Here is a 12,630-nt window from a genome sequence, read left to right as displayed (position 1 = left end):
GGGGCCAACCCGACAGGGGTCAGTCGGTCGTTCGTTCGGCGCGGGCGGCGGCCTCGGCCGCCGCGGAGCCGGGGCGGTTCGCCTCGACCCATCCGCTCGCATTGCGCTGTGGGGCGATGCTCAACGCCAGCGCGCCGGCCGGCACGTCCTTGCGGACGACCGTCCCTGCGCCTGAGTACGCTCCGTCGCCAATCCTAACGGGGGCGACGAACACGTTGTGCGACCCGGTGCGCACGTTCGACCCGACCTCGGTGCGGTGCTTGTGCACGCCGTCGTAGTTGGCCGTGATGGTGCCGGCGCCGATGTTGCTGTCGATGCCGACCTCGGTGTCGCCGATGTAGCTGAGGTGCGGCACCTTCGAGCCCGCGCCGATCTCGGCGTTCTTGGTCTCGACGAAGGTGCCGATCTTGCCGCCCTCGCCGAGGACGGTGCCGGGACGCAGGTACGAGAACGGCCCCACGGAGGCGTGGGCCCCGATCACCGCGAGGGTCGCGTCGGTGCGCTTCACGACCGCGCCCTCGCCGACCTCGGTGTCGACGAGCGTCGTGTCGGGCCCGACGACGGCGCCCGCCGCGACGTACGTGGCGCCCTTCAGCTGCGTGCCGGGCAGCAGCTCGACATCGGGGCTGAGGGAGACGTCGCGGTCGATCCAGGTGGCCTGCGGGTCGACGATGCTGACGCCCTCGCGCTGCCAGTGCTCGACGATGCGGTCGTTCAGGCGGCGGGCCGCGGCGGCCAGCTGGACGCGGTCGTTGATGCCCTCGAGGCGCCAGGTCTCGTCGACCGCGCGCGCCGAGACGCGCTCGCCGGCCGCCGTCAACAGCCCGACCACGTCGGTCACGTACTTCTCGTTCTGCGCGTTGGCCGAGCCGACGCGGGGCAGGTGCGTGCGCAGGGCCGCGACGGTGAAGGCGTAGGTGCCGGAGTTGATCTCGCGCAGCTGCCGCTCCTCCTCGCTGGCGTCCTTGTGCTCGACGATGCGGTCGACGTCTCCCGACGAGCGCCGGACCACGCGGCCGTAGCCGTGGGCGTCGGGGAGGACGGCCGACAGCAACGTCGCAGCCGCCGCCTCCTCGCGGTGCTGCTCGAGGAGCGCGCCCAGGGTGGCGTGGTCGAGGAACGGCACGTCGGCGCTGACGACGACGACGTCGCCCTCGAAGTCGGCGGGCAGCGCCTCGACGGCCTGCTCGACGGCGCGGCCGGTGCCGGGCACGTCGTCCTGGTCGACGATCACGGCGCCGGGCGTCGTCTCGACGATGCTCGTGACGACGAGGTCACGCTCGTGCCGCACGACGGCGACGAGGTGCTCGGGCTGCAGCGCCCCGGCGGTCTCGAGCACGTGCTGGATCAGCGGCAGGCCGGCCAGCCGGTGCAGCACTTTCGGCGTCGAGGACTTCATGCGCGTGCCCTGTCCTGCGGCGAGGACGACGACGGCGAGGCTGCGTTCGGGCATGGGGCTCCTAGGGGTGGGGGCGTGCGGCGATCATCGGCGATCCTCCCACGGGCGCCGGAGGAGGCGCGGGTCGAGCACGCGTGTCCGGTGCGGCGGGCGGGTCGGCCGGGCCCTGTGGAGGGCAGACGTCAGCTGCGGGCGGCGCGCACGACGGCGGCGGTGCCGCCGACCGCGACGGCGTCCTCGAGCAGGGCGACGACGAGGTCGGGGAGCCCGGTCTTCTCGACGAGCGCCTTGCGGCCCAGGTAGCCCGCGAAGCTGCCGACGACGGCCCCCGCGGCGCCGATCAGCGCGCCTTGCACGCCGCGGTCGGCGCGGAGGTCGGTGGTGCCCATCGCGAAGCCGACGACGGCACCGGCGGCGACGCGTCCGAAGATCGCGCCGCCCGAGATGCGGCTGGGCGTCGAGGGCAGCTTGTCCCCGACGAGCTCGCCCGCGCCGGCGGCGACGAACACGGCACGGCCGATCGACGAGCGGACCACCGCCCACTCCTGCCAGCTGCCGGTGAGGGTGCGACTGTCGCGGCTGAGGGCCAGGGCCGCGAGGGGCGTCGCCGAGCGGGAGCCGGTGAGGACGCCGAGCAGGGCGGCACGGGCGAGCGGGGAGAGCGTGGTGGTCGACATGGCCGCAGGCTATCGAGAGCCGAGGCCGCCGGTCCGGATCGGGCGCCGGACGGACGCCTCCGTCGGCTCTCAGCTCGTCAGCTCCGCCACCAGGACGGGCGGACGCGCCCCGGAGTGTCTTTGCTCGCGGAATCGTCGCCTTTCGTCACTCCAGGAGAGCGGCGGTCCGTTCCTGAAGCCGGACGGAGACCAGATGGCGCTGACACAAGTCGAGGCTGTTCGCGACACCCGTCGCTGGCTCATCACACGGTGCCCCTAGGGTGCCTGGCCCGTAGCAGCCGAGTGAACCGCGGACAGCCAGCTGCTTGGCGACATCCCGACCGGCCACCCTGCGATCTTTCGTCCGCCTCTTGGGTGTCTTGCTGGATCCGGGGCTCGTACGGGCACGATTCTTCGGGTGCCAGAGACCCCACAACGGAGAGCGGTCATCGCTGCCCCAAGTCGAGAGCTGAGTACCGACGATGGCTTCGATCTCCTCGCGGTCTCGAAAGCCGTTCGCCCAACCGTAGGCGATCCTGATCTGCGGCCCGCCGTCCTGTCGGGACGCGATGACGTATCCCGTGGTCTGCTCGTAATGGTCGATGCCGATCGCGGCCGTGTACGCCTCCACCGTTCGCCTGTTCTCCACAGGCATGCGCAGGACACGGAAGACTTCTGCCAGCGACTCGAGCCGCTGGAACCGACCCTGCCCCTGGGGCGTCATCGGAGGCCGCCCTCGACAGCGTCCCGAGCTCGACCGAGGACTTCGGCGTAGGTCACATCTTCGATCCCGTACACGGGACGACCCGTCTGAGGATCCGATCTGAATCGCCACGACGCCACGAACCCGACCTTCCGTCCCTTTCGCGATGACCATGACAACGCGCCGGGGATCTCACGGGCATTGGCGAGACTCAGCTCGCTCACGATCTCGTCCGCGGCGACCATCCGAGGGGCGGCGACAATCCACATGTTCCAGATCTCACGCTCCTTGGGACGGAGGAGCTTCCAGAACTCGACGGCAGCGAGGAAGACGTCCTTCTCGCTGTCCGGAGAGACCTCGCCTTGCCCAGGACCCGAAGCGCCCCTCTCGCTCAGGCGTCCATCGCTCCAATCTGCGAACCATCGGTAGAAATCCGTCAACCGATCCGGTGAAACCAGCACTTTCACTTCTTCCATCAACTGTCGTCCCGTCGCTCGTCGTCCTCGCATTACTATAGATAGCTAAACGCTACCTATAACGATTTCTGCCGAGATGGCTCAGGTCGATGCCTGATCGCCGACGATGCACCAGGGACGGGCCGGCCAAGTCAGGTGGCGGCGAAGGCGCCGCCCCCGGCACACCTCACCCTGGCGTGATGAACCGGTGAGCGAGGGCCAGCGCTGCGATATCGACCCGGGCCCGAACGTGAGCGCAGGCGAAGCCAGATCGTGCCAGGAACCGGCCACTGAGCTGTCGCGCAACGGCATCGTTGAGGAAGTCGGCTCCGCCACCAGGATTCGAACCTGGACCTAACAGCTCCAAAGGCTGTCGTGCTGCCGTTACACCATGGCGGACCGCGCCCGAGGCGCAGGGTCGATTCTGTCAGACGCCACCTCGGCCGTGGCTGCCGCTCCCGCCGTTGCTGGCCCTGCCGCCGTCGCCGTCGCCCCGTGGCCGCGCCTCTTCAGGTCGAGGGCGGGTCAGCGTCGTCCAGGGCGGGTCGACGCGGACCCGCCCTCGACCACGCTGACCCGCCCTCGGCCGACGGGGAGGAGGTGCGCTGCCATGATGAGCAGATGCCCGAGGCCGATCAGGACGACGAGCGCGACCAGCGCGACTCCGGCGAGCGCAAGCTCGAGCGAGGGCCGCAGGGCGGGACCGAGCCGCGCGACGAGGTCGACCGGATCGTCGCGGCCTGGTCGCACGAGCGTCCCGACCTCGACTTCGCCCCTCTGCACGTGCTCTCGCGCGTCGGCCGCCTCGCGAAGCACCTCGACCGCGCCCGACGCGATGCCTTCGTCGCCAGCGATCTCGAGCAGTGGGAGTTCGACGTCCTCTCCGCGCTCCGCCGGGCGGGCGGGCCCTACGAGCTGAGCCCGAAGGCCCTGCTGCAGCAGACGCTCGTCTCGAGCGGCGCCATGACCAACCGCATCGATCGGCTCGTCGCGCGCGGGCTCGTCGAGCGGCGCACCGACCCGAACGACGGTCGTGGCGTGCGGGCACGGCTGACCCAAGCAGGGGGCGACGCCGTCGACGTCGCGATCGAGCGCCTCCTCGCTGCCGAGCGCCGCCTCCTCGCGGACCTCGGCCCGGTCGATGAGCAGCGGCTCGGCGACCTGCTGCGCCGTCTCAGCCTGACGCTCGGCGACTGATGGGAGCTGATCGCTTGCCCACGAAGGGGCCGACCTCGTCGTTCGAGAGGCTGGCCGATTCCTGGCGACTCGAGCCGCTGCCATCGGGACGGCTTGGGGTCAATGAGGCCCTCAGAGCTCCAGTGGTGTGGATGTCGGGGCTCCTCGTCATCTTTGCAGTGGCGGGTGCATGCGTTTCCAGCATCACTACTGACAGGTTCGGGTTCATAACGGGAGCCCTGATCGCCGTCGCCGCGGGAGCTGCACTCGTTCTGACCGCCAACATGAGACGGCGGACTTTCGCGAGGACGTTCAGAGCGATGACGGCGGTTACGAAAGGAGCGTTCATCACCTTTGTCCTCACCTCCATTGCTTCGACTAGCGCACTAACCGTCATCGGCGTGGCTGCGAGCTCATGGAATCTCGACGGGCAACAAGCCAACCTTCTGGTCCTCAGCCTGAGTGTTCTGTCAGTCACGCTCACTGCCGGGTACGTGACAGCCATGCCGCCGGCTGTCTCCTTGGATTGGCGGGGTAGCCGCCTTCCACGGCTCATCGCTGTGTCAGCCGGCGTCGTTCAAGCCTCAGCCATTCTGGTCCTCGTCACCTCTTATGCGAGCGCTTCGCCCGTAGCCGCCGTCGCCGGGCTTCCCGTGGCGCTCGGCCTAGCAGGCCTCACAGCAGCGTTCGGCCTGGCCAGTCGTTCGCGGAGGCAGCGCGCAGAACTTGCCGATCTGCTGCAGGACCCACAGCGGCTGCTGGCGCGTGCGCCGACTGAGGACGGTTCGAGATCGTGGGCAGAGGTCGAGACGTCCCTGCTCGTCAGCGCCTTCTCATTCCATCCCGTATCGGTGGATGTTTTCCTCCGCGACGCACTCTTCGCGCTCCACGATGTCCTGAGCGACACCGACAGGACCTTCGTCTCGCCGGGTGCGGAACGCCACTTCGCGCGAATGCTCGAGGACTTGGACGAGTCCGAAATTCTGGCCTTGTTTGAGGACGGCTGCGCGTACATCCGTGGACGCCTCCTGCGTGCCATGCCCCGTGTCCGCGACCAGATGCTTCAACGTTCTCCGCCGAGTACTCAGGACTGAGATCACGACGGTAGGGCGAAATACGAGTCGAGCCTCACGACCAGAGCTGCATGACTGCGCGGCGCAGGGCTCTGCGCGACTGCACCGGGTTTCGAACACTGCACCGGGTCTAGACGCGGTGCAGTGTACGAAAGCCGATGCAGTGAACGCGGCGGGCCGCAGGCCGGCGACCCCGCGGCGCCCTACGCCAGCAGCTCGCTGAGCTCGAGCCAGCGCACCTCGAGCTCGGCCGTCTTGTGGTCGAGCGCGGTGAGCTTCGCCTGCAGCGCCGCGAGGCCGTCGAAGTCGGACTGGTCGAAGCCCGCGAACTGCTCGAGCAGGCCGCTGCGCTCGGTCGCCGACTTCGCGAGCTTGCGGTCGATCGACCCCAGCTCCTTCTCGGCGTTGCGCTTCTCGGCGCCCGAGAGGCCCGACGCGGCCGCCGCGGCGGCGACCGACGACTGGGCGCCCTGCACCGCGGTCGGGCGGTCGGTGGCGCCGCCCTGAGTGTCGGTGGCCTGCTTGCGCAGGGCGAGGTACTGGTCGACGCCGCCGGGCAGGTGACGGAACTGCCCGTCGAGCACCGCGTACTGCTGGTCGGTGACGCGCTCGAGCAGGTACCGGTCGTGCGAGACGACGAGCAGCGTGCCGGGCCAGCCGTCGAGCAGGTCCTCCATGGCGGCGAGCATGTCGGTGTCGAGGTCGTTCGTGGGCTCGTCGAGGATGAGGACGTTCGGCTCGTTGAGCAGGATCAGCAGGAACTGCAGGCGGCGCTTCTGCCCGCCCGACAGGTCTTTGATGGGCGTCTGCAGCTGCGCGCTGGTGAAGCCCAGGCGCTCGAGCAGCTGCCCGGGCGTCATCTCCTTGCCGGCCGTGACGTAGGAGGTGCGCTGCCGGCCGATGAGGTCGTTCACCTTCTCGTTCGCCACCTCGTGCAGGTCGGCGAGCTGCTGGTCCAGGATCGCGAACTTGACCGTCTTGCCCTGCTTGACCCGCCCCTCCGTCGGCTGCACCTCGCCCGTGACGACCTTGAGCAGCGTCGACTTGCCGGCCCCGTTGACGCCCAGCACGCCGGTGCGCTCGCCGGGGGCGATGCGCCACTCGACGCCGTGCAGCACCCGCTTGTCGCCGAACGAGACGCCGACCTCGACGAGGTCGACCACGTCCTTGCCGAGCCGGGCCGTCGCCATCTGCGACAGCTCGACGGCGTTGCGGGCGGGCGGCTCGTCGGCGATCAGCTCGTTCGCCGCGTCGATGCGGAACTTGGGCTTGGTCGAACGGGCGGGCGCACCACGACGGAGCCACGCCAGCTCTTTCCGCATCAGGTTCTGGCGCTTCGACTCGGACGCCGCGGCCGAGCGGTCGCGCTCGACGCGCTGCAGCACGTAGGCCGCGTACCCGCCCTCGAAGGGCTCGACGATGCCGTCGTGCACCTCCCACGTGTCGGTCGAGACCTCGTCGAGGAACCACCGGTCGTGGGTCACGACTACGAGCGCGCCCGACGAGGGCGACCAGCGGCGACGGAGGTGCTCGGCCAGCCAGGCCACGCCCTCGACGTCGAGGTGGTTGGTGGGCTCGTCGAGGAACAGCACGTCCCAGTCGCCGACGAGGAGGCGCGCGAGGGCCACCCGACGACGCTGGCCGCCCGAGAGGTCGCCGAGCCGCGCCTCCCACGGGATGTCGGTCGCGAGGCCCGAGATGACGTCGCGGATGCGGGCGTCGCCCGCCCACTCGTGCTCGTCGCGGTCGCCGACGATCATGCGGCCGACCGTGTCGTCGTCGGGCAGCACGTCGCGCTGGTCGAGCATGCCGATCGTGAGGCCGCGGCGGGTCGTGACCCGGCCGTCGTCGGGCTCGAGGCGGCCGGCGAGCACGGACATCAGGGTCGACTTGCCGTCGCCGTTGCGGCCGACGACGCCGATGCGGGAGCCCTCGTCGATGCCGAGCGTCACCCCGTCGAGGACGACCTTGGTCGGGAATTCGAGCTTCAAGTTTTCTGCGCCGAGGAGATGTGCCACGTCAGAAGGGTAGGCGACGGCGGCTGACCGGGCGGACCGCGTCAGCAGCGCCGCCCGGCTGCACTCAGCCCAGCGACGCCGTCCACTCGTCGGGGCCGTCCGTGAACGCCTGGCGCTTCCAGATCGGCAGTCGCTCCTTGACGAGGTCGACGAGCGCCGAGCAGGCGGCGAAGGCCTCGGCGCGGTGGGGCGAGGCGACGGCGCAGGCGAGCGCGACGTCGCCGATCTCGAGGTCCCCGACGCGGTGCTGCACCGCGATCGTGACCGCGGGGTGCTCCGCCGCGATCTGCTCGGCGACGGCGCCCATCACGTCGCCCGCCGACGGGTGCTGCTCGTAGTGCAGCGCGGCCACGTCGCGGCCGCCGTCGTGGTCGCGGACGACGCCCTCGAACGTCACGATCGCCCCGGAGGCGCGGCTCTCGACGATCACGGAGCACTCGGCGGCCGAGAGCACCGTCTCGACCACCTCGGCGAGCAGCACCCGCCCGCTTGGGCCGGTCGGGGTCGCCACCGCGTCGGGGTCCCCTCCCTCGGCCTCGAGGACGGCGTCGGCGGCTGCCTCTTCTCCCGCGGCGCTGAGGGCAGGGCCCTCGACGGGTCGTGCGCTGTCGAGGGAGTCAGTCATGAGCGCCTCCGGAGAGCTGGTCGAGCAGGTGGCCGATCAGGGGGTCGAGGACGGCGAGGCCGTCGCGCACTCCCCCGCGGGAGCCGGGCAGGTTGACGACGACCGTGCGGCCGGCGACGCCGGCCAGCCCCCTCGAGAGCAGGGCCGTGGGGGTGGCGGCCGTGCCGCGCCTCCTCAGCTCCTCGGCGATGCCGGGGATCTCGCGGTCGAGCAGCGGGGCGGTCTGCTCGGGGGTGAGGTCGGTGGGCGTGAGGCCGGTGCCGCCGGTGGTGAGCACGACGTCGACTCCCTGTGCCAGGGCCGCGGCGAGCGCCTCGCCCACAGGGGCGCCGTCGGCGACGACGACCGGCTCGTCGGCGAGCCAGCCGCGCGCGGCGAACCAGTCGCGGATCACCGGGCCGGTGAGGTCGGGCGACGTCCCGGCGGCGGCTCGGGTAGAAGCGACTACCACGACGGCGCGACGCGGGACGTCGGCAGGCCCGTCCCCGGCGGACGGCTCGGCGGCGGGCGACGACGTCATCGTGACCAGGCCCCGCTCTTGCCGCCCGACTTCTCGAGCACCTTGACGTCGCCGATCACGGCGAGGTGGTCGACGGCCTTGACCATGTCGAAGAGGGTGAGGGCCGCCACGGTCGCCGCGGTCAGCGCCTCCATCTCGACGCCCGTGACGCCTCGGGTCCGGACGCGGGCGACGACGGTGACCGACGCCTCCTCGGCACCGGTGTCGGCCCCATCGGTCTCGAAGTCGACCGTGATCGCGCCGAGCGGCAGGGGGTGACAGAGCGGGATGAGGGCCGGGGTCTGCTTCGCGGCCATGATGCCGGCGATGCGCGCGGTGCCGAGCGCCTCGCCCTTGGGCAGCGTGCCGTCGACCAGGCGGGCGACGACGTCGGGCCGGGTCGTGAGCACGGCCTGCGCGGCGGCCTCGCGGCTGGTCTCGGCCTTGCCGGTGACGTCGACCATGTGGGCCGATCCGTCGGGGCGGACGTGGGTCAGGTCGCCGACCGGCTGCTGCCCGGTCGACGCGGGCGGGTCGCCGTGCGCGTCGTCACTCATCGAGCGTCCAGACTACGACCTCGTCGCCCACGTCCAGCCGGTCGACGCCGACCGGGACGTGCACGAGCACGGTCGCCTCGGCGTGCGCGGCGAGGAGGTGCGAGCTCGGCCCGCCGACGAGCACGACCCTGCCGTCGACGTCGAGTCGTCCGCGCCTCAGCTGGTGCTTGCCGACGGGCGAGTCGGCGGCCTCCCCCATCGGCGCCCTGCGGTGCAGCCGTGCCGGGCCGACGCCGGTCGCGTCGTGCAGCACCGGCCGGAGGAACGCCTCGAACGAGACGAGCGCGCTGACCGGGTTCCCCGGGAAGCAGACGACGGGCAGGTCGTGGTCGCGGAGGGCGAGCGTGCCCCAGCCCTGCGGGCCGCCGGGCTGCATCGCCACGTGCCCGAAGACGACGCCGGCCGGCTCGAAGGCGTCGCGGACCACCTCGTAGGCGCCTGCGCTGACGCCTCCGGTCGTGAGCACGAGGTCGACGGACCCACCGTGCCGGGCCACCACGGCGAGCAGGGCGTCCGCGTCGTCGGAGACGCGCTCGACGACGACGTCGGCGCCGACGTCGACGAGGGCCGCGGCGAGGCCCGCGCCGTTGGCGTCGTGGATCGTGCCGGGGGCGAGCGCGGCACCGGGCGCGCTCAGCTCTTCGCCGGTCGAGACCAGCAGGACGCGCGGGCGGCGGACGACCTCGACGGTCACCAGCCCGGAGGCGGCCAGCACCCCCCAGCGCGCCGGGGTCAGCACCGTGCCGGCGCGCAGCAGGACGCTGCCGACGGAGACGTCGCTGCCGGCGGCGCGGACGAAGGTCCCCTCGGCCACGGGGCCCTGGAGGCCGACGCGGGCCGTGCTCCCGGCGGCGGGGAACGCGGGCGGGTCGGCCCGCTCGATCGGGACCACCGCGACGGCGCCCTCGGGGACGGCGGCGCCGGTCATGATCGGCGCGGCGGTGCCGGGGCGGAGCGCCGGACCGGTGCGGCCGGCCGGGATCGGGTCGACCACCACCAGGTCGAGGTCGCCGGAGCGGGCGGCGTCGGGGGCGGCGAGGGCGTAGCCGTCCATCTGCGAGTTGGCGAAGGGGGGCAGGTCGAGCGGGGCGACGACGTCGGCCGTGAGCACCCGGCGGCGGTGCCGGTCGGGCTCGGCCGCGATGCGGACCGGGTCGACGAGGAGGGCCTCCCCAGGACGCCGCGCCAACGCCTCCTCCACCAGCGCCCGGACGGCGATCTGGTGCTGCTCGACTGTGCGCACGGGTTCCTCTCACGGCGGTCGTCGATAGCGTAGCGAGCGTGACCGACACCTCCTCCTCCTCCTCCTCGTCCCCCGGCCTCCCCCGCGTCGACGTCGCCGTCATCGGCGGCTCCGGCCTGTACTCGCTCTTCGCGCCCGGCACGGCGACGAGCCACGTCGTCGAGACGCCCTACGGGCCGACGTCGAGCGAGGTGACGATCGGCGAGATGGGCGGCAAGACCGTCGCGTTCCTCACCCGGCACGGCAAGGGTCACTCCGTGCCGCCGCACCGCATCGACTTCCGCGCGAACGTCTGGGCCCTCGCCTCGCTCGGCGCGAAGGCGGTCGTCTCGTCGTCCGCGGTGGGCGGGGTCAGCCCCGAGTACCCGCCGGGCACCATGGTCGTCACCGACCAGTTCATCGACCGCACGTGGGGGCGTCCCGACACCTTCTTCGACGTCGAGGGCGGGGTGCAGCACCTCGTCGCCGCCGACCCGTTCGACCCGGTGCTGCGGGCCGCCGCCGTCTCGGCCCTCGAAGCACAGGGCGAGCCGTTCGCCCCGACCGGTACCTGCGTCGTCATCCAGGGCCCGCGCTTCTCGACCCGGGCCGAGTCGCTCTGGTTCCGCGCGGCCGGGGCGCACACGATCAACATGACGATGTACCCGGAGGTGCCCCTCACGCTCGAGCTCGGCATGGGCGCCGTCAACATCTCGTTCGTCACCGACAGCGACGCCGGCCTCGCGCCCGAGGAGGGCGAGGAGGGCACCGACGACGACGCGGTCAGCCACCAGCTCGTGATGGACCGCCTCGCCGCGGCCCAGCCGCGAATCGTCGCCGCCATCGAGGCGATCGTCGCGGGGCTGCCGGCCGACTACGCGCCGCGCGAGCTCGTCCCGGCAGCCGCGACAGCGGCGGTGCTCGCGCGCCCCGTGCGGTCGGCGACGTCGTGAGCGACGCGACGGGCGCCTCCGGGGCGACGATTCCCTCCGACCCGACGAGCGCCTCCTCGTCGCCCGGGCTGCTGCTCGTGACGGGCGGCGCCGGCTTCATCGGCTCGGCCGTCGTCGAGCAGGCGCTGGGCCGCGGCTGGTCCGTGCGGGTGCTCGACTCGCTGCGGCCCGACGTGCACGGTGGTCCCCCGACGCTCGACCCCCGGGTCGACTTCGTCCACGGCGACGTGCGCGACGCGGCGGTCGTCGACGCGGCGCTCGTGGGCGTCGACGCGGTCTGCCACCAGGCGGCCAAGGTCGGCCTCGGCGTCGACTTCCAGGACGCGCCGGACTACGTCGACAGCAACGAGCACGGCACGGCCGTGCTGCTCGCCGCGATGGACCGGGCGGGCGTCGACCGGCTCGTCGTCGCCTCGTCGATGGTCGTCTACGGCGAGGGCAGCTACCGCACGGGCGCGGGCGAGACCGAGCGACCGGCCCCCCGTCGCGTCGCCGACCTCGACGCCGGCGTCTTCGACCCGCGCGACGCCGAGGGCGAACTGCTCGAGCCGCAGCTCATTGCGGAGGACGCCCCGCTCGACCCGCGCAACGTCTACGCGATCACGAAGCTGACGCAGGAGCACCTGTCGACCTCGTGGGCCCGCAGCACCGGTGGTCGCGCCGCCGCCCTGCGCTACCACAACGTCTACGGGCCGGGCATGCCGCAGAACACCCCCTACGCCGGGGTGGCGTCGTTGTTCCGCTCGGCGCTCGAGCGCGGCGAGGCGCCCCGCGTCTACGAGGACGGTGCCCAGCGGCGCGACTTCGTGCACGTGCGCGACATCGCCTCGGCCAACCTCGCGGCCCTCGACTGGACGGGCACGCAGCAGCCCGACTCGTTCCGGGCGTTCAACGTCGGCAGCGGCACCGTGCACACGATCGGCGAGATGGCGGAGGCGCTGGCCCGTGAGGCCGGCGGGCCCGCCCCCGTGGTCACCGGCCAGTACCGCGCGGGCGACGTGCGGCACGTCACCGCGTCGTCAGCCCGCCTCCGGGACGAGCTCGGCTGGAGCCCGGGGGTCTCGTTCGAGGAGGGCATGCGCGAGTTCGCCACGGCGCCGCTGCGGGCGGCCGTCGGCGGCTGACGCCGCACCGCACCGCGCCTTCACGTCCAGAGGCAGCACGGGCGAGTTCGTCACCGACGGTCCGTCGACACGGACCGAGCCCGACGGACCCGCCCGTGTTCCCGGCCCGGGCCGGTCGGGCGGACCGAGCAGGGCCGGCGACCCCCCGTCCGGGGCGGGCACGGCCCCTC

The 12,630-nt window shown here is 72.3% G+C and carries 13 protein-coding genes and 1 tRNA gene; 4 read left to right on the top strand and 10 right to left on the bottom strand.

Annotated features, from left to right (window positions below):
• Positions 1-19: 19 nt before the first annotated feature.
• The 5 genes from glmU to EDF20_RS09350 all read right to left on the bottom strand — a co-directional run bounded on the left by glmU (position 20) and on the right by EDF20_RS09350 (position 3,612).
• Complete coding sequence (gene glmU / locus EDF20_RS09370) at positions 20-1,453, bottom strand: bifunctional UDP-N-acetylglucosamine diphosphorylase/glucosamine-1-phosphate N-acetyltransferase GlmU (RefSeq protein ID WP_133738470.1); 1,434 nt, start codon at positions 1,451-1,453, stop codon at positions 20-22.
• Positions 1,454-1,581: 128 nt separating this feature from the next.
• Positions 1,582-2,076: a DUF4126 family protein gene (locus tag EDF20_RS09365; RefSeq protein ID WP_123548048.1), complete on the bottom strand. Its 495-nt coding sequence runs from the start codon at positions 2,074-2,076 to the stop codon at positions 1,582-1,584.
• Positions 2,077-2,221: 145 nt separating this feature from the next.
• A complete protein-coding gene (locus EDF20_RS09360) occupies positions 2,222-2,779 on the bottom strand; it encodes a hypothetical protein (RefSeq protein ID WP_133738469.1) in 558 nt (185 codons plus the stop codon).
• Positions 2,776-3,234 carry a hypothetical protein gene (locus EDF20_RS09355; RefSeq protein ID WP_133738468.1) on the bottom strand — a complete coding sequence of 153 codons (459 nt, stop codon included), beginning with the start codon at positions 3,232-3,234 and terminating at the stop codon, positions 2,776-2,778. The genes EDF20_RS09360 and EDF20_RS09355 overlap by 4 nt, the downstream gene beginning before the upstream one ends.
• A 306-nt stretch (positions 3,235-3,540) precedes the next feature.
• Positions 3,541-3,612 (bottom strand) — tRNA-Gln (locus tag EDF20_RS09350).
• 222 nt (positions 3,613-3,834) lie between these two features.
• Here EDF20_RS09350 and EDF20_RS09345 point away from each other — a divergent pair.
• Positions 3,835-4,410 carry a MarR family transcriptional regulator gene (locus tag EDF20_RS09345; protein ID WP_123548045.1) on the top strand — a complete coding sequence of 192 codons (576 nt, stop codon included), beginning with the start codon at positions 3,835-3,837 and terminating at the stop codon, positions 4,408-4,410.
• A 131-nt stretch (positions 4,411-4,541) separates the two neighbouring features.
• Complete coding sequence (locus EDF20_RS09340) at positions 4,542-5,483, top strand: hypothetical protein (protein WP_148050096.1); 942 nt, start codon at positions 4,542-4,544, stop codon at positions 5,481-5,483.
• 182 nt (positions 5,484-5,665) lie between these two features.
• Here EDF20_RS09340 and EDF20_RS09335 read toward each other — a convergent pair whose 3' ends face one another.
• The 5 genes from EDF20_RS09335 to glp form a co-directional block, all read right to left on the bottom strand.
• Positions 5,666-7,480 (bottom strand): ABC-F family ATP-binding cassette domain-containing protein, encoded by a 1,815-nt coding sequence (locus tag EDF20_RS09335; RefSeq protein WP_123548043.1) that lies wholly within the window; start codon positions 7,478-7,480, stop codon positions 5,666-5,668.
• 64 nt (positions 7,481-7,544) lie between these two features.
• Positions 7,545-8,105, bottom strand: a complete 561-nt coding sequence (locus tag EDF20_RS09330; protein ID WP_133738466.1) for a molybdenum cofactor biosynthesis protein MoaE — start codon at positions 8,103-8,105, stop codon at positions 7,545-7,547.
• Positions 8,098-8,625 (bottom strand): molybdenum cofactor synthesis domain-containing protein, encoded by a 528-nt coding sequence (locus EDF20_RS09325; protein WP_133738465.1) that lies wholly within the window; start codon positions 8,623-8,625, stop codon positions 8,098-8,100. The genes EDF20_RS09330 and EDF20_RS09325 overlap by 8 nt, the downstream gene beginning before the upstream one ends.
• A complete protein-coding gene (gene moaC / locus EDF20_RS09320; RefSeq protein ID WP_133738464.1) occupies positions 8,622-9,161 on the bottom strand; it encodes a cyclic pyranopterin monophosphate synthase MoaC in 540 nt (179 codons plus the stop codon). Before moaC ends, EDF20_RS09325 begins: the two co-directional genes overlap by 4 nt.
• Complete coding sequence (gene glp / locus EDF20_RS09315) at positions 9,154-10,404, bottom strand: gephyrin-like molybdotransferase Glp (protein ID WP_133738463.1); 1,251 nt, start codon at positions 10,402-10,404, stop codon at positions 9,154-9,156. Before glp ends, moaC begins: the two co-directional genes overlap by 8 nt.
• 38 nt (positions 10,405-10,442) lie before the next feature.
• Between glp and EDF20_RS09310 the strand changes: the two genes are divergently transcribed.
• Positions 10,443-11,336: an MTAP family purine nucleoside phosphorylase gene (locus EDF20_RS09310; RefSeq protein WP_133738462.1), complete on the top strand. Its 894-nt coding sequence runs from the start codon at positions 10,443-10,445 to the stop codon at positions 11,334-11,336.
• A 29-nt stretch (positions 11,337-11,365) separates the two neighbouring features.
• Complete coding sequence (locus EDF20_RS09305) at positions 11,366-12,460, top strand: NAD-dependent epimerase/dehydratase family protein (protein ID WP_208292627.1); 1,095 nt, start codon at positions 11,366-11,368, stop codon at positions 12,458-12,460.
• The last annotated feature ends 170 nt before the right edge of the window (positions 12,461-12,630 follow it).

Origin of the sequence: Frigoribacterium sp. PhB116 (assembly GCF_004364285.1) — a bacterium.
In the GTDB taxonomy this organism is placed as follows: Bacteria; Actinomycetota; Actinomycetes; order Actinomycetales; family Microbacteriaceae; genus Frigoribacterium.
The sequence above is the reverse complement of the archived record's forward strand: the minus strand, read 5'-3'. Positions and strand labels throughout refer to the sequence as shown.

Coding starts and splice junctions, on each gene's coding strand:
- glmU (WP_133738470.1), bottom strand. CDS start 1,453: ATGCCCGAACGCAGCCTCGCCGTCGTCGTCCTCGCCGCAGGACAGGGC.
- EDF20_RS09365 (WP_123548048.1), bottom strand. CDS start 2,076: ATGTCGACCACCACGCTCTCCCCGCTCGCCCGTGCCGCCCTGCTCGGC.
- EDF20_RS09360 (WP_133738469.1), bottom strand. CDS start 2,779: ATGACGCCCCAGGGGCAGGGTCGGTTCCAGCGGCTCGAGTCGCTGGCA.
- EDF20_RS09355 (WP_133738468.1), bottom strand. CDS start 3,234: ATGGAAGAAGTGAAAGTGCTGGTTTCACCGGATCGGTTGACGGATTTC.
- EDF20_RS09345 (WP_123548045.1), top strand. CDS start 3,835: ATGCCCGAGGCCGATCAGGACGACGAGCGCGACCAGCGCGACTCCGGC.
- EDF20_RS09340 (WP_148050096.1), top strand. CDS start 4,542: ATGTCGGGGCTCCTCGTCATCTTTGCAGTGGCGGGTGCATGCGTTTCC.
- EDF20_RS09330 (WP_133738466.1), bottom strand. CDS start 8,105: ATGACTGACTCCCTCGACAGCGCACGACCCGTCGAGGGCCCTGCCCTC.
- EDF20_RS09325 (WP_133738465.1), bottom strand. CDS start 8,625: ATGACGTCGTCGCCCGCCGCCGAGCCGTCCGCCGGGGACGGGCCTGCC.
- moaC (WP_133738464.1), bottom strand. CDS start 9,161: ATGAGTGACGACGCGCACGGCGACCCGCCCGCGTCGACCGGGCAGCAG.